This window comes from Streptomyces lienomycini (assembly GCF_027947595.1).
Classification (GTDB): Bacteria; Actinomycetota; Actinomycetes; order Streptomycetales; family Streptomycetaceae; genus Streptomyces; species Streptomyces lienomycini.
The window spans coordinates 5,339,985-5,358,401 of sequence record NZ_CP116257.1; the positions used below are offsets into that span (position 1 = coordinate 5,339,985).

An 18,417-nucleotide genomic window follows, 5' to 3' on the forward strand; every position below is an offset into this window, starting at 1 on the left:
CGGTCGCGGACCGCGCACAGGAGAGGGGCTCCCGTACATCGCGTACGGGAGCCCCTCTCGTGTGTGCGCCTGTGCGGCCCGCTACGACGGCCTGCGCGCCGAGGTCACCCGGTACACGTCGTAGACGCCCTCCACGCCGCGTACGGCCTTCAGAACGTGCCCCAGGTGCTTCGGGTCGCCCATCTCGAAGGTGAAGCGGGAGGTGGCGACCCGGTCGCGGGAGGTCTGGACGGCCGCCGAGAGGATGTTGACGTGCTGGTCGGACAGCACGCGGGTGACGTCCGAGAGGAGCCGTGAGCGGTCCAGCGCCTCCACCTGGATGGCGACCAGGAAGACCGAGGACTGGGTGGGTGCCCACTCGACCTCGAGGATGCGCTCGGGCTCGCGGGAGAGCGAGTCGACGTTCACACAGTCGCTGCGGTGGACGGAGACGCCGCTGCCGCGGGTGACGAAGCCGATGATCGGGTCGCCGGGGACGGGCGTGCAGCAGCGGGCCAGCTTGACCCACACGTCCTCGACGCCCTTGACCACCACGCCCGGGTCGGCGTTCGCCCGGCGCTTGCGGCCGCGGCCGCGGGACGGCGGGACCGACTCGTCGATCTCCTCGGTGGCCGCCTCCTCGCCGCCGAGCGCCTGGACCAGCTTCTGCACGATGTTCGGCGCGGAGACGTGGCCCTCGCCGATCGCCGCGTACAGCGCGGAGATGTCCGAGTAGCGCATCTCGTGCGCGAGCGTGACCAGCGAGTCGCCGGTCAGGATGCGCTGGATCGGCAGGTTCTGCTTGCGCATCGCGCGGACGATGGCGTCCTTGCCCTGCTCGATCGCCTCGTCGCGGCGCTCCTTGGAGAACCAGGCGCGGATCTTGTTGCGGGCGCGGGGCGACTTCACGAAGCCCAGCCAGTCGCGGGAGGGGCCCGCGCCGGCCGCCTTGGAGGTGAAGACCTCCACGAGGTCGCCGTTGTCCAGGGTGGACTCCAGCGGCACCAGCCGCCCGTTGACCCGTGCCCCTATGGTGCGGTGGCCGACCTCGGTGTGGACGGCGTAGGCGAAGTCCACGGGGGTGGCCCCGGCCGGCAGCGCTATGACGTCGCCCTTGGGGGTGAAGACGAAGACCTCGTTGCGGGAGAGGTCGAAGCGCAGGGACTCCAGGAACTCGCCCGGGTCCTCGGTCTCCTTCTGCCAGTCCAGGAGCTGGCGCAGCCACGCCATGTCGTTGAGGTGGTCGTCCTTGCTCTTGCCGGACGACCTGGGGGCGTCGGTGCGCACCTTGGAGGCGCCCGCGACGGCCTCCTGCTTGTACTTCCAGTGCGCGGCGATGCCGTACTCCGCGCGGCGGTGCATGTCGAAGGTGCGGATCTGCAGCTCGACGGGCTTGCCGCCGGGGCCGATGACCGTCGTGTGCAGCGACTGGTACATGTTGAACTTGGGCATCGCGATGTAGTCCTTGAACCGCCCCGGAACCGGGTTCCAGCGCGCGTGGACCGTGCCGAGCGCCGCGTAGCAGTCGCGGACGGTGTCCACCAGGACGCGGATGCCCACCAGGTCGTAGATCTCCGCGAAGTCCCGGCCGCGGACGATCATCTTCTGGTAGACGCTGTAGTAGTGCTTGGGGCGGCCGGTGACGGTCGCCTTGATGCGGGCCGCGCGCAGGTCCTGCTGGACCTCGTCGGTGACGACGGCGAGGTACTCGTCGCGCTTGGGGGCGCGCTCGGCGACCAGGCGGACGATCTCGTCGTACATCTTGGGGTAGAGGATCGCGAAGGCGAGGTCCTCCAGCTCCCACTTGATGGTGTTCATGCCCAGCCGGTGGGCGAGCGGCGCGTAGATCTCCAGGGTCTCGCGCGCCTTCTTCTCCTGCTTCTCGCGCTTGAGGTAGCGCATGGTGCGCATGTTGTGCAGGCGGTCGGCGAGCTTGATGACCAGGACGCGCGGGTCCTTGGCCATGGCGACGACCATCTTGCGCACGGTCTCGGCCTGCGCGGCCTCGCCGAACTTGACCTTGTCCAGCTTGGTGACGCCGTCGACGAGGAGGGTGACGACGTCGCCGAAGTCGCGGCGCAGGTCCTCCAGGCCGTACTCGGTGTCCTCGACGGTGTCGTGCAGCAGCCCGGCCATCAGCGTGGCCGGATCCATGCCCAGCTCGGCGAGGATGGTGGTGACGGCGAGCGGGTGCGTGATGTAGGGGTCGCCGCTCTTGCGCTTCTGGCCGCGGTGCCAGCGTTCGGCGACCTGGTAGGCGCGCTCGATCTGGCGCAGGGTCGCCGTCTCGATCTTGGGGTCGTTGCCGCGCACTATGCGCAGCAGCGGCTCCAGGACCGGGTTGTACGGGTTGGCGCGCTGGACGCCGAGGCGGGCGAGGCGGGCGCGGACGCGGTTGGAGGAGCCGGAGCGGGCGGGTTGCCCGGCGGGGGCGCGGACCACGGGCGAGTTCTGCGGGCGCTCGGCGGGCAGCGCCTTGGGGCGCGGCTGCTGCTCGGCGGGCTTGTCGACCGGCGCGGACGGGGCGTGCTGGATCGGCCCACGCGTGTCGTTCTTCGCCTGGGGCGCGCTGGGCGCGGGCTTCGCCTCGGACGCCGAGGCGGACTCGGGCTTTGCGGCGGTCAGTGGCTGGGCCTCGTCTGGCAAGAGGACTCCTCGTGCGCGATCCGGGTCCCCCGGTCAGGCTCCGGATACCCCATGGTAGCGATCCTGTGCTCCGGGATCGCCTTCAGGCCAATGTGAAGGCCGTCAACCCCTGCAACGCCTGGGGCGGGCGCCGGATTCCTCCGGGCCCGCCCCAGGGGTGCGGTTCGCTTGGTTCAGACCGTGAGCAGCGCCTTCAGGGGTGCCCCGGCCAGGGCCGGCTCCAGGCGGGCCCGCCCGCCGAGGAAGCCCAGCTCCATCAGGACGGCGAGGCCCGCGACCTCGGCCCCGGCCCGCCGGATCAGCTCCAGCGAGGCCTCGGCGGTGCCGCCGGTGGCGAGGACGTCGTCGACGACCAGCACGCGGTCGCCGGCGCTCAGGTCCTCGGCGTGCACCTCGATCTCGGCGGAGCCGTACTCCAGGTCGTACGCCTGGCTGAGGGTGGCTCCGGGGAGCTTGCCCGCCTTGCGTACGGGGATGAAGCCGAGGCCCGCCCGCAGCGCCACGGGGGCGCCGAGGATGAAACCGCGGGCCTCCAGGCCGACGACCTTGGTGGCGCCGGTGTGCCCGGCGACCTCCGCGAGCGCGCCGGTGAGGGCGGTGAACGCCGCCGGGTCCGCCAGGAGCGGGGTGATGTCCTTGAACACCACGCCCGGCTCCGGGTAGTCGGCCACGTCCCGGATGCGGCTGAGGAGCAGCTCCGTGATGTCCGTCGTACCGTTCATCGGCGCTTCCCCGAGGGTCGGCCGCGGCCCCTGCCGCGGGACGCGGGCTGGTGACGGGGGCCGACGACCGCGGCGGCCTCGTCGTCGGGCCCGTCGTCGGCGTACGGCGCCTCCTCGTCGGCGGCCGGTGCCGGTTCGCCCTTGGCGCCCGCCTGGGCCCGCTTGGCGAGGACCCGCTTCTTGAGGGCCTTCATCTGCGGCTCGGCCTCCTTGAGGTCGGCGACCAGCGGCGTGGCGATGAAGATCGACGAGTACGCGCCCGCGGCGAGACCGACGAACAGCGACAGCGAGATGTCGTTGAGCATGCCGGCGCCGAGGACACCGCCGCCGATGAACAGCAGGCCCCCCACCGGCAGCAGCGCGACCACCGTCGTGTTGATCGAGCGGACCAGGGTGCTGTTGATCGAGCGGTTGGCGATCTCCGCGTAGGTCCACCGGGTCTGCTTGGTGATGTCCTTGGTCTGCTCCTTGAGGCTGTCGAAGACGACGACCGTGTCGTAGAGCGAGTAGCCGAGGATGGTCAGCAGACCGATCACCGTGCCGGGTGTGACCTCGAAACCGACGAGGGCGTAGATGCCGACCGTGATGGTGATGTCGTGGATCAGCGCGACGAAGGCGGCGAGCGCCATGCGCCACTCGAACGCGATCGCCAGGTAGATCACCACGAGGACCATGAAGATCCCGAGGCCCTGCCAGGCCTTGTTCGCGATCTGGTCGCCCCAGCTGGGGCCGACCAGGTCGGCGTTGATCTTCTCCGCCGGGACGTCCAGGTTCTTGGAGAGGTCTTCCTTGATCTGGTCCGACTGCTGGGTGTCGGTGCCCGCGATCTGGATGCGGAGACTTCCGTCGCCGAGCTTCTGGACGATGGCGTCGTGGCCGGAGGCCTCTTCCGCCCAGGTCTCGGTCTGGGAGACCGAGGCGCTCATGTTCTTCGGCGTGGTGAAGACCGCGCCGCCCTGGAACTCGATGCCCATGTGCAGTCCGCGCACCGCCAGGCCGACGATGGCCGTGATGGTGATGAGGATCGAGATGCCGTACCAGATCTTGCGGTTCTTGACGAAGTCGTAGCCGACCTCGCCGTGGTGCAGTCTGGCGCCGAGGTTGCCGAGCTTCCCCATCTCACGCCTCCTTCGGGTCGACGGGGCCGGCGGCGGGACGGGCGGGCCGGCGGGTGCGGCGCAGCGGCGGCTTGGCACCCAGGGCCTTGGGGTCGAGGCCGGACCACTTGTGACCGCTCGCGAAGAACTTCCGCCGGGCCATCAGCGTGAGCAGCGGCTTGGTGAAGAGGAAGACCACCACGACGTCGAGCAGGGTCGTCAGACCCAGCGTGAACGCGAAGCCCTGGACCTTGCCGACGGTGACGACGAAGAGCACCGCGGCGGCGAGGAAGGACACGAAGTCGGAGACCAGGATGGTGCGCCGGGCCCGCGGCCAGGCCCGCTCGACGGCGGGGCGCAGCGTGCGTCCCTCCCGGATCTCGTCGCGGACGCGTTCGAAGTACACGATGAACGAGTCCGCGGTGATACCGATGGCGACGATGGCACCGCACACGGCCGGCAGGTTCAGCGCGAAGCCGATGGTCGGGCCGAGCAGCGCCATGATCACGTAGGTGAGGCCGGCCGAGACCAGCAGCGAGCAGACGGCGATGAACGACAGGCCGCGGTAGTAGAACAGCAGGTAGAGGACGACCAGGGCGAGGCCGATCGCTCCCGCGATCAGACCGGCCTTGAGCTGCTCACCGCCGAGCGCGGCGGTGACGGTGGTGACGCTGTCCTCCTTGAAGGTCAGCGGCAGCGCGCCGTAGGACAGCATGTTGGCGAGGCCCTGGGCCTCCTCCTGGTCGAAGCTGCCGGAGATCTCCGCGTTGCCGCCGGTGAGCGCCTGGCTGACGTAGGGGTCGGAGACGACCTCGTTGTCCAGGACGATGGCGAACTGGTTCTGCGGGGACTGGTTCTGCGCCAGCTTGCCGGTGATGTCCGCGAACTTCTTGGAGCCCTTGTCCGTGAACTTCATCGTCACGGTCCAGCCTGCGGCCGTCTGCGTGTTGTAGACGGCGTCGGCCTCGTCGACGTCGGTGCCGTCGACCGCCGCGGGGCCGAGGATGTACTTCTGCCACTGGCCCTGCGAGTTCTGGCCGCAGGCCACCATGGAGTCGCCCGGCTTGGCGCCGTCGCCGGCCTTGGCGCGGGCGCCCTCGTCACTGCAGTCGAGGGCCGCGTACTGCTGCTGCAGCTTGGCGGTGGCGTCGTCGCCGGAGGCGCTGGCGCTCGGCGACGGAGAGGCGCCGTCGGAGCTCGTCGCGGACGGGCTCGGGTCGGCCTTCAGGGCGTCGCTGGCGGCGCGGCCCTGGGTGGTGGCGCTCGCCGAGGCGGAGTCGGACGGCTTGTCGCTCGCCTTGTCGCCGTCGGTGGCCTTGTCGCCCTCGGTCGCCTTGTCGGTGGCCTTGTCCGTGGCCTTGTCGGTCGCCTTGTCCGTGGCGCCGCCGGTCTCGCTCGCCGAGGGGGTGCCGGTCGCGTTGGGGCCGGAGATCTCGGTGGCCATGACCGGACGGAAGTACAGCTTGGCGGTGGTGCCGACCTGCTTCCGGGCTTCCGAGGAGTTCGTCCCCTTGGGGATGTTGACGATGATGTTCCGGTCGCCCTGGGTCTGGACCTCGGCCTCGGAAACACCCAGACCATTGACACGGCGGTTCATGATCTCGACCGCGGTGTCCATGTTGGTCTTGTTGATCGCGGACTCCTGGCCCGCCTCGGGGACCGCCCGGAGCGTGATGCTGGTGCCGCCGGCCAGGTCGATACCGAGACGCGGAGTCGTGTGTCCGGAGGCGAACATGCCACCGGTGAGCGCCACGATGGCGATCAGGATCAGGGCCAGCGAGCGCCCGGGCTTACTCTGAGCGCTCGCATTCTTTCCCTTTTTAGGTGCTACCACCTTTGCGTACTCCCTCTCGGGCCGCTTCGCGCCCAGAAGGCGTCACCGGCGGCCATCACATGGTGTCCGGATCCGTGCGAGCCGCGCGTCACGCGGGATGCGCGGGACATCGTCCCGCGCATCCCGGGGCACGGCCTACTTCGCCTCGGAGCCGCCGTCGGACTTCTTCGCCTGCTCGTCCGTCTTCGCCTCGGCGGGCGCGGCGTCGACCGTCGGCTCGTCGGCCGGCTCGTCGGCCGGCTCGTCGCTCGCGTCCTTCTTGCCGAGGTCGACGGACTTGTCGTCGGAGGCGGCGTCGGCGGGGGCGTCGGTCCCGGTGAGGGAGGAGGCATCGTCCGGGACGACGTCCGCGTCGGACTTCAGGTCGTGCTCGACGCCGTGGACGATGCGGTTGTACTCGTCGTCGGTGAGGACGGCACCGATGCTGTTCTTCGCGAAGAGCAGCTCGACCCCGGGACCGGCGTCGAGGAGGACCGTGTCGTCGTTGACCTCCTTGACCGTGGCGTACATGCCCCCGATGGTGCGGACACCGGATCCGGGCTGCATCTCGTTCCGCATGTTGGCGGCCTGCTGCTGCTTCTTCTTCGCCGACCGGGTCATCAGGAACATGGCCCCGATGAGCACGATGAACGGGAGGAGGGTCACGAGACTCACGGGTCGGTACTTCCTTCACACGACCGCGATGGGGAGCGGCCTGATGGTTGGGGGTGTGTACGCCGCCGCCAAGGGCGGCATCGGCGGAGTCTAAGCGAGTCCGCGCGCATGGAACAACGCTCAGCATGGCACTGGGGTTCCTGCTCGGGCGAATGTCCTCGTCGTGACGGGGACGTCACGTCCCGAACAAGTCCTGTTGTCCCTTTCCGGCGTTCTGCGCGCTCGGCGGGGTGAGGCCGAGGTGCGCCCAGGCTGCCGGGGTCGCGACCCGCCCGCGTGGCGTGCGGGCGAGCAGGCCCTCCCGTACGAGGAAGGGCTCGGCGACCTCTTCCACTGTCTCACGCTCCTCGCCCACGGCGACGGCGAGCGTGGACAGGCCGACCGGCCCGCCGCCGAAGAGTTTGAGCAGGGCCTCCAGCACCCCCCGGTCCAACCGGTCCAGGCCCCGGGCGTCGACCTCGTAGACGGCGAGGGCGGCGGCGGCGATCTCCTGGGTGATCAGGCCGTCGGCCTTGACCTGGGCGTAGTCGCGGACCCGGCGCAGCAGGCGGTTGGCGATGCGGGGGGTGCCGCGGGAGCGGCCGGCGATCTCGGCGGCGCCGGTGGGGTCGATCTCGACGTCGAGCAGGCCGGCGGAGCGGTGGATCACCCGCTCCAGTTCGGCCGGCCCGTAGAACTCCATGTGGGCGGTGAAGCCGAAGCGGTCGCGCAGCGGCGGCGGCAGCAGGCCCGCGCGCGTGGTGGCCCCGACCAGGGTGAACGGGGGCAGCTCCAGCGGGATGGCGGTGGCGCCGGGGCCCTTGCCGACGATGACGTCGACGCGGAAGTCCTCCATCGCCATGTAGAGCATCTCCTCGGCGGGCCGCGACATGCGGTGGATCTCGTCGAGGAAGAGGACCTCGCCCTCCTGGAGCGAGGAGAGGATCGCCGCGAGGTCGCCGGCGTGCTGGATGGCGGGCCCCGACGTGATGCGGATGGGGGCTTCCATCTCGGCCGCGATGATCATCGAGAGGGTGGTCTTGCCGAGGCCGGGGGCGCCGGAGAGGAGCACGTGGTCGGCGGTCGCCCCGCGCGCGCGTGCGGCCCGCAGCACGAGGTCGAGCTGCTCGCGGACCTTCTCCTGGCCGATGAACTCGCCGAGGTCCTTGGGGCGCAGGGCGGCCTCCACGGCCTGGTCCTCGCCGTCGGCGACAGCGCCCACCAGCCGCTCGGCGGCGGCCTCTGCGTCGGTCGTGTCATCCCAGTTCATTGATTGCCTCGTGGTTCGGGGTGGCTGTGGCGGCGCGGCGGGCGGGCGCCGTCAGCGGGCGCGGTTCAGTGTCTGCAGGGCGGCCTTGAGCAGCCGGCCCACCTGCGGCGTGCCCTCGGCGGCCTCCGCCTGCGGCGCGACTGCGGTGACCGCTTCGTCGGCCTCGCGGGTCGCGTACCCCAGACCGATCAGGGCGGCGTGCAGCTGGTCGCGCCAGCCGGTGCTGACGGGGGCGCCGACGGCCGGGGCGCCGATGGGCTCGCCGAGCCGGTCCTTCAGCTCCAGGAGCAGCTTCTGCGCGCCCTTCTTGCCGATGCCGGGGACGGCGGTGAGCGCCTTCTCGTCGCCGGTGGAGACGGCTCTGCGCAGGGCGTCGGGCTGGTGCACGGCGAGCATCGCCTGGGCCAGGCGGGGGCCGACGCCGCTGGCGGTCTGGAGCAGCTCGAAGACCTGGCGCTCGTCGTCGTCGGCGAAGCCGTACAGCGTGAGCGAGTCCTCGCGCACGACGAGGGAGGTGGCGAGCTTGGCGGGCTTGCCGAGCCGCAGGGTGGAGAGCGTGTTCGGCGTGCACTGGACGGCCATGCCGACGCCGCCGACCTCGACCACCGCGGCGTCGGGTGCGAGGGCGGCGACGGTGCCGCTGACGAAGGCGATCATGCGGGGCGGCCTTTCGACGGGTGGGAGGGCTGCGGGCGGCGCGCGCCCTGGGAGGCGTGCAGGGCGACGGCCTGCTGGAGCCGGTTCTGCGCGGGGGCCCGCCAGATGTGGCAGATGGCGAGCGCGAGGGCGTCGGCGGCGTCGGCGGGCCGGGGCGGGGCGGAGAGCCGCAGCAGGCGGGTGACCATGGCGCCGACCTGCGCCTTGTCCGCGCGTCCGCTGCCGGTGACGGCGGCCTTGACCTCGCTGGGGGTGTGCAGGGCGACCGGGATGCCGCGGCGGGAGGCGCACAGGATGGCGACGGCGCTGGCCTGGGCGGTGCCCATGACGGTGCGGACGTTGTGCTGGCTGAAGACGCGCTCCACGGCGACGGACTCCGGCCGGTGCTCGTCCAGCCACTGCTCGATGCCCTGCTCGACGGCGACGAGGCGGTGGCCGAGGTCGGCATCCGCCGGCGTGCGGACGACGCCGACGCCGATCATGGTGAGCGGTCTGCCCGCGACGCCCTCCACGACGCCGACCCCGCAGCGGGTCAGCCCCGGGTCCACCCCCAGCACGCGCACCGCCGGCCCCTCTCGTCGATCACCTGTTTGTGCAGGCTATCGGGTGCCACTGACAAAGCGACGGGCCGACGGGTGGTGTCCCCGTCGGCCCGCTGAGCACAGGGCGCGGCCTATGCGTCCACCTTCTCCATGACCTCGTCGCTGACGTCGAAGTTGGCGAAGACGTTCTGCACGTCGTCGCTGTCCTCCAGGGCGTCGATGAGCCGGAAGATCTTCCGGGCGCCGTCCTCGTCCAGCTCGACCTGCATGGTCGGGACGAAGTTGGCGTCGGCGGACTCGTAGTCGATGCCGGCGGCCTGGAGGGCGGTGCGGACCGCGACCAGGTCGGTGGCCTCGCTGAGGACCTCGAAGGTCTCGCCGAGGTCGTTGACCTCCTCAGCCCCCGCGTCCAGGACGGCGGTCAGGACGTCGTCCTCGCCCAGCTCGCCCTTGGGCACGATCACGACGCCCTTGCGGTTGAACAGGTAGGACACCGAGCCCGGGTCGGCCATGGAGCCGCCGTTGCGGGTCATGGCGACGCGGACGTCGGAGGCGGCGCGGTTGCGGTTGTCGGTGAGGCACTCGATGAGCACCGCGACACCGTTCGGGCCGTAGCCCTCGTACATGATCGTCTCGTAGTCGGCGCCGCCGGCCTCGAGGCCGCCGCCGCGCTTGACCGCGGAGTCGATGTTCTTGTTGGGGACCGACTGCTTCTTCGCCTTCTGGATGGCGTCGTACAGCGTCGGGTTGCCCTCGATGTCGACGCCGCCCATGCGCGCCGCGACCTCGATGTTCTTGATCAGCTTCGCGAAGAGCTTGCCGCGTTTGGCGTCGATCACGGCCTTCTTGTGCTTCGTCGTAGCCCATTTAGAGTGGCCGGACATCTGCCTGTCTCCTTCGCGTAACCCATCTCCTGCAACGAACGCAGGAATCCTACAAGGACCGGGCCGCCCGGTTCGCGCGCACCATGTCGGCGAAGAGGCGGTGCACACGGTGGTCGCCGGTCAGTTCCGGGTGGAACGAGGTGGCCAGCGCGTTGCCCTGGCGGACGGCGACGATGTGGCCGTCGTGTTCGGCCAGTACCTCGGCGGCGGCGCCCACGGACTCCACCCAGGGGGCCCGGATGAAGACTCCCTCGACCGGGGCGCCCTCCACGCCGTCGACGTCGACGGCCGCCTCGAAGGACTCGTTCTGCCTGCCGAAGGCGTTGCGGCGCACGATCATGTCGATGCCGCCGACCGTCTCCTGCCCGGAGCGCGGGTCGAGGATCTTGTCGGCCAGCATGATCATGCCCGCGCAGGTGCCGTAGACGGGCAGTCCGGCGCGCACGCGCGCGCGAAGGGGGTCCATCACTCCGAGGAGGACGGCGAGCTTGGAGATGGTGGTGGACTCGCCGCCGGGGATGACCAGGCCGTCCACCTCGGCGAGCTCTTCGGGGCGCCTCACCGGCCTGGCCACGGCGTCGGCCACGGCCAGGGCGACGAGATGCTCCCTCACGTCGCCCTGGAGCGCCAGGACGCCGATGACGGGGGTGTCGGTCATGGTTCGGGTGCCTTACCAGCCGCGGTTGGCGTAGCGCTCGGTCTCGGGGAGGGTGTCGCAGTTGATGCCGACCATGGCCTCGCCGAGGTTGCGGGACGCGTCCGCGATGATCTTCGGGTCGTCGTAGAAGGTGGTCGCCTTCACGATGGCGGCGGCGCGCTTGGCCGGGTCGCCGGACTTGAAGATGCCGGAGCCGACGAAGACTCCCTCGGCACCGAGCTGGCGCATCAGCGCGGCGTCGGCGGGGGTGGCGACGCCACCGGCCGAGAACAGGACGACCGGGAGCCTGCCCAGCTCGGAGACCTCCTTGACCAGCTCGTAGGGGGCGCGCAGGTCCTTGGCGGCGGCGTACAGCTCGTTGTTGTCGTAGCCGCGCAGGCGGGCGATCTCGTTCTTGATCTGGCGCAGGTGGCGGACGGCCTCGACGACGTTGCCGGTACCGGCCTCGCCCTTGGAGCGGATCATCGCCGCGCCCTCGGCGATACGGCGCAGGGCCTCCCCGAGGTTGGTGGCGCCGCAGACGAAGGGGGTGGTGAAGGCGAACTTGTCGCTGTGGTTGACCTCGTCGGCCGGGGTGAGGACCTCGGACTCGTCGATGTAGTCGACGCCGAGGGACTGCAGGACCTGCGCCTCCACGAAGTGGCCGATGCGGGACTTGGCCATCACGGGGATGGAGACGGCGCCGATGATGCCCTCGATCATGTCCGGGTCGGACATCCGGGCCACGCCGCCGTCCTTGCGGATGTCGGCGGGGACGCGCTCCAGGGCCATGACGGCCACGGCGCCCGCGTCCTCGGCGATCTTCGCCTGCTCCGGCGTGACGACGTCCATGATGACGCCGCCCTTGAGCTGCTCGGCCATGCCGCGCTTCACGCGCGCGGTGCCGGTCTCGGGTGCCTGGTTTTCGGAGAGCGTGCTGGACACGGGTACCTCGCTGAGGGAAGGGGGCTTCTGCAGCAACGAGGAAACGCCGGGCGAGCAGGCCACAGCAAGGGCCAATGGGCAGGCGGTGGATCGTTTTGGTGGCGGGCGCCGACGGGACGGGTTACGCCGCCCGCTCCACCAGGGCGGCCGGCGACTCGTCGTCCATCTCGAAGGCCAGGGGGAAGGGCGCGTGTCCGGCGAGGCGGAACCAGCGGACCTTGCGGTGCTCGCGCAGCCTGCGGGCGGCGCCCACCGCGTCGTTGTGGAAGCGCCGGGCCATCGGTACCCGTCGTACGGCCTCGGCCAGTTCGTGTGCGGCCGCCTCTCCCCCGGGCGCCTCCCGCAGGGCGTCCACCTGCTGCGCGTCGGCGAACACGGCGCGCAGGGCCTGGCTCAGCTCGCTCTCGGCGACCTCCCGCAGCTCCTCCTCGGCCTGCCGGGCGGCGTGCGCGGCCTCGTACAGGACCATGGAGGCGGCCGGGTCGAGCACACCAGCGGTCGCGAGTTCCTGGGCCACGGACGCCCTGCGCAGCAGCTGCGCGTCCAGGGCGGCACGGGCGGCGTCGATCCGGGCGTGCAGCCGGTCCAGGCGGCCCGCGGTCCAGCTGAGGTACAGGCCGACGGCGACGAGGACGACCAGGATCCAGATGAGGGTTGCGGTCACGGGCCGCAACCCTAATCCAGGGTGTAAGCAGCTCGGCGCGGACCCCGCAAGGTGGCGACGAGTCGCTTGCACGGGCAGCGGACGCCTTGGCCCTCTCCAGTCCACGAGGCTCGCTCTGAGACCGGCGCCGCTGCCCAACCATCGACTGGTGGTGCGTAGGAGCCGGGCAAGGTCTGACGCAACCTTGGCCCTGTGAGGCCTCCCGATAGAGCGGCAGCCTCGGTGCACGACGTGCCGCGGGGCGCGACGGCGGCCCCGAGTCCGCCGGGTGGCCGCGGCCGCCGGGTGCACGCCTGACGGTCCCCTCGTGCCCGCGGGGGCGATCGCGCCCGATGGTGGCCGGGGCGGTAGCGCCCCGGCCGTCCCCGCGCCCAGCAGTGGCCGTACGCGCGCGTGGGCTCGTACGCGCCCGCGGGCCCGTGCGGGCCGGTGGCTCAGTCCCGCGCCAGGCCGAAGCGGGCCCTCAGTCCCGTCGCCCGGTCGTCGGCCGCCACCGCCGCCGCTCCGGCCGTGACCGTCTCGTAGACGGACAGGATGTCCGCGCCGACCGTGGACCAGTCGAAGCGCCGTACGTGGGCGCTGCCCCGCTCCCGCAGCGCGGTACGGCGCTCCGGGTCGGCCAGCAGCCGCAGCGCCGCCTCCGCCAGGGCGTCCGCGTCCTCGTTGGGGAAGAGTTCCCCGGCCGCTCCCTGGTCGAGGACCTGGGCGAAGGCGTCCAGGTCGGAGGCGAGGACGGGGGCGCCGGCCGACATGGCCTCGACGAGGATGATGCCGAAGCTCTCGCCGCCGGTGTTGGGCGCCACGTACAGGTCGATGCTGCGCAGGAAGCGGGCCTTGTCCTCGTCGCTGATCATGCCGAGGAACTCCACGCGGGAGCGCAGCTCCTTGGGCAGGCTCTCGACGGCCTCCTCCTCGTCCCCGCGCCCGGCGACGAGGAGCCGGGTCCGCGGCCGGGCGGCGAGGATCGCGGGCAGCGCCCGCATGAGCACCGGGAGGCCCTTGCGGGGCTCGTCGATGCGCCCTATGAAGCCGATCGTGTCGCCCTGCCACTCCGGCTTGGGCTCGGCGCCGGCGAAGAAGTCGACGTCGACGCCGTTGGGGATGACGACCGCGTCCCCGCCCAGGTGCTCGACGAGGGTGCGGCGGGCGTACTCGCTCACGGCGATCCGGGCGCTGATCTTCTCCAGGGCGGCCTGGAGGATCGCGTACGCGGCGATCATCGCGCGGGAGCGCGGGTTGGAGGTGTGGAAGGTGGCCACGATCGGGCCCTGCGCCGCCCAGCAGGTCAGCAGGCCCAGCGAGGGCGACGTCGGCTCGTGGATGTGGATGACGTCGAAGGCGCCGTCGTGCAGCCAGCGCCGGACCCGGGCCGCCGACAGGAAGCCGAAGTTGAGCCGGGCCACCGAGCCGTTGTACGGCACCGGCACCGCGCGGCCCGCGGAGACGACGTACGGGGGCAGCGGGGTGTCCTCGTCGGCGGGGGCGAGGACGGACACCTCGTGGCCGAGCCGGAGGAAGTACTCCGCGAGGTCCCGGATGTGGAACTGGACGCCGCCCGGCACGTCCCAGGAGTACGGGCAGACGATGCCGATCCTCACGAGGCGTCGCCCTGCCCGGCCGCCGCCCGCGGCGCCTTGGCGGGGTCGAGGTCCTTGAGCCACAAACGCTGCAGCATGTGCCAGTCCTCCGGGTGGTCGGCGATCCCCGTGGCGAAGGCGTCGGCCAGCGCCTGTGTCATGACAGACGTCTTTTCGGACCGGGTGCCTGACTCGGGCACCTCGACCGGCGGGTGGACGCGGCCCCGCATCACGGGCGAGTCGTCGTACCAGAGGGTCACCGGCAGCAGCAGCGCGCCCGTCTGCTGGGCGAGCAGGGCGGGGCCGGCCGGCATCCGGGCGGTCTCGCCGAAGAAGTCGACCTCCACGCCGGAGGCGGACAGGTCGCGGTCGGCGACCAGGCAGACCAGGCCGCCGTCGCGCAGCCGCCGGGCCAGCGTGCCGAAGGCGGTGCCGCCGCTGTGCGGCAGGACCTCCATGCCGAGGCCCTCGCGGTAGGCGACGAAACGGTCGTAGAGGGTCTCCGGCTTGAGGCGTTCGGCGACGGTGGTGAACGGGATGCCGAGCCTGGTGGTGACCCAGGCGCCCGCGAGGTCCCAGTTGGCCAGGTGCGGCAGGGCGAGTATCACGCCCTTGCCCGCGTCCATGCCGTCGGTGAGGTGGTGCAGGTCATCGGGGGCGAAGCCGCCCTTGATCCGCCCCGTGCTCCACGCCGGCAGCCGGAAGGACTCCATCCAGTAGCGCAGGTAGGAGCGCATGCCCGCGCGCGAGAGGGCGGCGAGCCGCTCCGGGCTCGCGCCGGGCACCACGCGCGCGTAGTTGCTCTCCAGGCGGCGCACCCCCGCGCCGCGCCGCTTCCACGCGACGTCGGCGATGGTGCGGCCGAGGCGTACGGCGGCGGGCTCGGGGAGCTTCTTCACGGTGCCCCAGCCGGCTCCGTACAGACCGTCGGTCAGCCGGTCCCGAGCGCTCACTTGGCCGCCTCGGTGCCCTGGCTGTCCTGCGCGGCGGCGTCCGCCTCGGCGGCCTCCCGGCGGACCGTGACGACGCGCTGGACCAGGGTGACGAGGCTGCCGACGGCGACGATCCACAGGGCGACGGGCAGCAGGTACTGGATGCCGGGCACGCCGAACTTGTGCAGTCCGGCGAATCCGGCGGCGACCAGCGAGATCACGAGCCGCTCGGCGCGCTCGACCAGCCCGTTGACGGCCACCGGCAGGCCGATCGCCTCGCCGCGCGCCTTCGTGTACGACACCACCTGGCCGCTGGCCAGGCAGAAGATCGAGACCGCGCACAGGACGTTGTCGTCGCCCGACCCCGCGTACCACAGGGCGAGGCCGCCGAAGATCGCGCCGTCGGCGACCCGGTCGAGGGTGGAGTCCAGGAACGCGCCCCAGCGGCTGGAGCGGCCGAGCTGGCGGGCCATGTTGCCGTCGACGAGGTCGGAGAAGACGAAGAGCGTGATCACCACCGTGCCCCAGAAGAACTCACCCATGGGGTAGAAGACCAGCGCACCCGCGACCACACCGGCGGTGCCGAGCAACGTGACCGTGTCCGGGCTGACGCCCCGGCGGATGAGAAACGCGGCGAACGGTGTGAGGACACGCGTAAAAAATGCACGCGCGTACTTGTTCAGCATGGCCTTCCCGACGGTCGGTGTGGCGCCGCGGCCCTTGCTGGCCACCGGCTGGCCCATCGTAGTCACGCGCGCGCGTGGGCGGGGGCGGGGCACCCTGAGCCGACGCCGCGGGCGGACCGCGGGGCGGCGGGATCGGGTCCTTCGTATGGACGCGGGGTGACGGGAGTGGAAAGCTCGAAGGACCGCGGGCGTCGCCGGAGCCGCCAGTGCACGCGGTCCCGCGTGTCCGCGCCCCCGACGACCTCACCGTGCACGGGAGGCAGGACATGGGCGACAAGGCACACACCCGTCCCGGAGCCGCCGGAAGGGCGACGGCGGCCGATCACCCCACGTCCGTACGGAACGTGGTGCTGGTCGGCCACTCCGGATCGGGCAAGACGACCCTGGTGGAAGCCCTCGCGCTGACGGCGGGGGCGGTGAACCGGGCGGGCCGCGTGGAGGACGGCGGCTGCGTCTCGGACTACGACGACATGGAGCACCGGCAGCAGCGCTCCGTGCAGCTCTCCCTGGTGCCGGTCGAATGGGACGGCATCAAGATCAACCTTTTGGACACTCCCGGGTACGCCGACTTCGTCGGTGAGCTGAGGGCCGGTCTGCGCGCGGCGGACGCGGCCCTCTTCGTCGTCTCGGCCTCCGACGGGGTGGACGGCTCGACCCGCATGGTCTGGGAGGAGTGCGCCGCCGTCGGCATGCCGCGCGCCATCGTGATCACCCACCTGGAGGCCGCCCGCGGGGACTTCGACGAGATGACGCGGGTCTGCGCGGAGGCCTTCGGCGGCGACGACCCCGACGCCGTACTGCCGCTGTACCTGCCGCTGCACGGCCCGCCCGCCCCCGACGGGCACGCGCCGGTGACCGGGCTGGTCGGGCTGTTGACGCGGAAGCTGTTCGACTACGCGTCCGGCGAGCGCGCGGAGTCCGAACCCGGCGAGGAACGGCTGCCGCAGCTCGACGAGGCCCGCTCCCTGCTGATCGAGGGGATCATCTCGGAGAGCGAGGACGAGACCCTCATGGAGCGCTACCTCGGCGGCGAGCCGGTCGACGTCAGGACGCTCGTCGAGGATCTGGAACGGGCCGTCGCGCGCGGGGTGTTCTTCCCGGTGCTGGCCGCCGCGCCCGCCGCCGAGGGCGCCCGGCAGGGCCTGGGCACGGTCGAACTCCTGGAACTGATCACGCGCGGCTTCCCGACGCCCCTGGAGCGCGCGGCCCCCAGGGTCACCATCCCCGGGGGCGCCGGACGCGAACTGCGGATGTGCGATCCGGAGGAGTCGCTGGTCGCGGAGGTCGTCAAGACGTCCTCCGACCCGTACGTCGGCCGGATCTCGATGGTCCGCGTCTTCTCCGGCACCCTGCGCGCCGACCAGACGGTGCACGTCTCCGGACACGGCCTGGCCGACCGCGGACACGAGGGTCGCGCCCTCCACGAAGCCGACGAGCGGATCGGCGCCCTGTCGACACCGTTCGGCAAGCAGCAGCGGCCGGTCACGCACGTGATCGCGGGCGACCTCGCCTGCGTGGCCAAGCTGACCCGCGCGGAGACCGGCGACACGCTCTCCGCCAAGGACGACCCGCTGCTGATGGCCCCCTGGGAGATGCCCGACCCGCTGCTGCCGCTCGCCATCGAGGCGCACAGCAAACCCGACGAGGACAAACTCTCCCAGGGGCTGGCCCGGCTGGTCGCCGAGGACCCGACGATGCGCCTGGAGCACAACCAGGACACCCACCAGGTGGTCCTGTGGTGCCTGGGCGAGGCCCACGCGGACGTGGCGCTGGAACGGCTGCGCAGCCGCTACGGCGTCCAGGTCGACGTCGTACCCCACCGCGTCTCCCTGCGCGAGACGTTCGGCGGCCGGGCCGCCGGGCGCGGGCGGCACGTGAAGCAGTCCGGCGGGCACGGCCAGTACGCCGTCTGCGAGATCGAGGTGGAGCCGCTGCCGGGCGGCTCGGGCATCGAGTTCGTGGACCGGGTCGTCGGCGGCGCGGTGCCCCGGCAGTTCATCCCGTCCGTCGAGAAGGGCGTACGCGCGCAGGCCGCCAAGGGCGTCGCCGCGGGCCACCCGCTGATCGACGTACGGGTCACGCTGCTGGACGGCAAGGCGCACTCGGTGGACTCCTCCGACGCGGCGTTCCAGACGGCGGGCGCGCTGGCGCTCCGGGAGGCCGCGGCCGAGGCGCGGATCCATCTGCTGGAGCCGGTGGCCGAGGTGGGCGTGCTGGTCGGCGACGACTACGTGGGCGCGGTGATGAGCGACCTGTCCGGACGGCGCGGCAAGGTGCTGGGCACCGAGCAGACCAGCGGCGGCCGGACCCTGATCAGGGCCGAGGTGCCCGAGATCGAGATCGGCCGCTACGCGGTGGACCTGCGCTCCCTGTCGCACGGCACCGCGCGCTTCGACCGCCGCTACGCCCGGCACGAACCGATGCCGGCACGGGTCGCGGACCGGCTGCGCGAGGAGGTGGGGGCGGCGTCGTAGCGCCGTCCGGACGACCGCCGCGGACAGCCCGCAGGGCCCGCGGCCGGGGACGCCCGGGACCCGTGCCGCGAGCGGGCCGTTGCGGCGTACGACGGCGCACGAGACGGTCCAACCCGCGCGTACGGGAGCGCCTTTGGCCGTCCCGTGACGTGTGCGGGCGGTGGCGGATACGCTGATGACCAGATCAACAGGTGTGCGGGGCAGGGAAGTCGGGAAGGCCGCAGGAGCGACAGTGGTG

At 71.8% G+C, this 18,417-nt stretch carries 16 protein-coding genes; 1 reads left to right on the forward strand and 15 read right to left on the reverse strand.

Going from position 1 to position 18,417, the window contains the following annotated elements:
* Positions 1-81 precede the first annotated feature (81 nt).
* The 15 genes from relA to pgsA form a co-directional block, all read right to left on the reverse strand.
* Positions 82-2,625, reverse strand: coding sequence for a GTP pyrophosphokinase (relA, locus tag BJ961_RS24265; RefSeq protein WP_271414917.1), 2,544 nt, complete (start codon positions 2,623-2,625; stop codon positions 82-84).
* A 173-nt stretch (positions 2,626-2,798) separates the two neighbouring features.
* Positions 2,799-3,347, reverse strand: a complete 549-nt coding sequence (locus BJ961_RS24270; RefSeq protein WP_271414918.1) for an adenine phosphoribosyltransferase — start codon at positions 3,345-3,347, stop codon at positions 2,799-2,801.
* The gene (gene secF, locus BJ961_RS24275) at positions 3,344-4,465 is read right to left on the reverse strand and encodes a protein translocase subunit SecF (protein WP_271414919.1); all 1,122 of its coding nucleotides are present in this window, start codon (positions 4,463-4,465) and stop codon (positions 3,344-3,346) included. The genes BJ961_RS24270 and secF overlap by 4 nt, the downstream gene beginning before the upstream one ends.
* Position 4,466: 1 nt before the next feature.
* On the reverse strand, positions 4,467-6,278 hold the full coding sequence (gene secD / locus BJ961_RS24280; protein ID WP_271414920.1) for a protein translocase subunit SecD: 1,812 nt from the start codon (positions 6,276-6,278) through the stop codon (positions 4,467-4,469).
* A gap of 135 nt (positions 6,279-6,413) precedes the next feature.
* Positions 6,414-6,932 carry a preprotein translocase subunit YajC gene (gene yajC / locus BJ961_RS24285; RefSeq protein ID WP_271414921.1) on the reverse strand — a complete coding sequence of 173 codons (519 nt, stop codon included), beginning with the start codon at positions 6,930-6,932 and terminating at the stop codon, positions 6,414-6,416.
* A 175-nt stretch (positions 6,933-7,107) separates the two neighbouring features.
* Positions 7,108-8,181, reverse strand: a complete 1,074-nt coding sequence (ruvB, locus tag BJ961_RS24290) for a Holliday junction branch migration DNA helicase RuvB (RefSeq protein WP_271414922.1) — start codon at positions 8,179-8,181, stop codon at positions 7,108-7,110.
* Between the two features lie 51 nt (positions 8,182-8,232).
* Positions 8,233-8,838 (reverse strand): Holliday junction branch migration protein RuvA, encoded by a 606-nt coding sequence (gene ruvA, locus BJ961_RS24295; protein WP_271414923.1) that lies wholly within the window; start codon positions 8,836-8,838, stop codon positions 8,233-8,235.
* Positions 8,835-9,401, reverse strand: a complete 567-nt coding sequence (gene ruvC, locus BJ961_RS24300; protein ID WP_271414924.1) for a crossover junction endodeoxyribonuclease RuvC — start codon at positions 9,399-9,401, stop codon at positions 8,835-8,837. Before ruvC ends, ruvA begins: the two co-directional genes overlap by 4 nt.
* A gap of 110 nt (positions 9,402-9,511) precedes the next feature.
* Complete coding sequence (locus tag BJ961_RS24305) at positions 9,512-10,264, reverse strand: YebC/PmpR family DNA-binding transcriptional regulator (protein ID WP_271414925.1); 753 nt, start codon at positions 10,262-10,264, stop codon at positions 9,512-9,514.
* A gap of 49 nt (positions 10,265-10,313) precedes the next feature.
* Complete coding sequence (gene pdxT / locus BJ961_RS24310; RefSeq protein ID WP_271414926.1) at positions 10,314-10,922, reverse strand: pyridoxal 5'-phosphate synthase glutaminase subunit PdxT; 609 nt, start codon at positions 10,920-10,922, stop codon at positions 10,314-10,316.
* A 12-nt stretch (positions 10,923-10,934) separates the two neighbouring features.
* Complete coding sequence (gene pdxS / locus BJ961_RS24315) at positions 10,935-11,846, reverse strand: pyridoxal 5'-phosphate synthase lyase subunit PdxS (protein ID WP_087810331.1); 912 nt, start codon at positions 11,844-11,846, stop codon at positions 10,935-10,937.
* A gap of 121 nt (positions 11,847-11,967) precedes the next feature.
* Positions 11,968-12,510 (reverse strand): LemA family protein, encoded by a 543-nt coding sequence (locus BJ961_RS24320; protein ID WP_271414927.1) that lies wholly within the window; start codon positions 12,508-12,510, stop codon positions 11,968-11,970.
* A 434-nt stretch (positions 12,511-12,944) separates the two neighbouring features.
* Entirely contained in the window at positions 12,945-14,108 is a 1,164-nt protein-coding gene (locus BJ961_RS24325) for a glycosyltransferase family 4 protein (RefSeq protein ID WP_271414928.1), read from the reverse strand.
* A complete protein-coding gene (locus tag BJ961_RS24330; protein ID WP_271414929.1) occupies positions 14,105-15,040 on the reverse strand; it encodes a phosphatidylinositol mannoside acyltransferase in 936 nt (311 codons plus the stop codon). Before BJ961_RS24330 ends, BJ961_RS24325 begins: the two co-directional genes overlap by 4 nt.
* Positions 15,037-15,762 (reverse strand): phosphatidylinositol phosphate synthase, encoded by a 726-nt coding sequence (gene pgsA, locus BJ961_RS24335; RefSeq protein WP_271417154.1) that lies wholly within the window; start codon positions 15,760-15,762, stop codon positions 15,037-15,039. The genes BJ961_RS24330 and pgsA overlap by 4 nt, the downstream gene beginning before the upstream one ends.
* Positions 15,763-15,971: 209 nt before the next feature.
* Here pgsA and BJ961_RS24340 point away from each other — a divergent pair, with 209 nt between their 5' ends.
* Complete coding sequence (locus BJ961_RS24340; RefSeq protein ID WP_271414930.1) at positions 15,972-18,179, forward strand: elongation factor G-like protein EF-G2; 2,208 nt, start codon at positions 15,972-15,974, stop codon at positions 18,177-18,179.
* Positions 18,180-18,417: the final 238 nt, after the last annotated feature.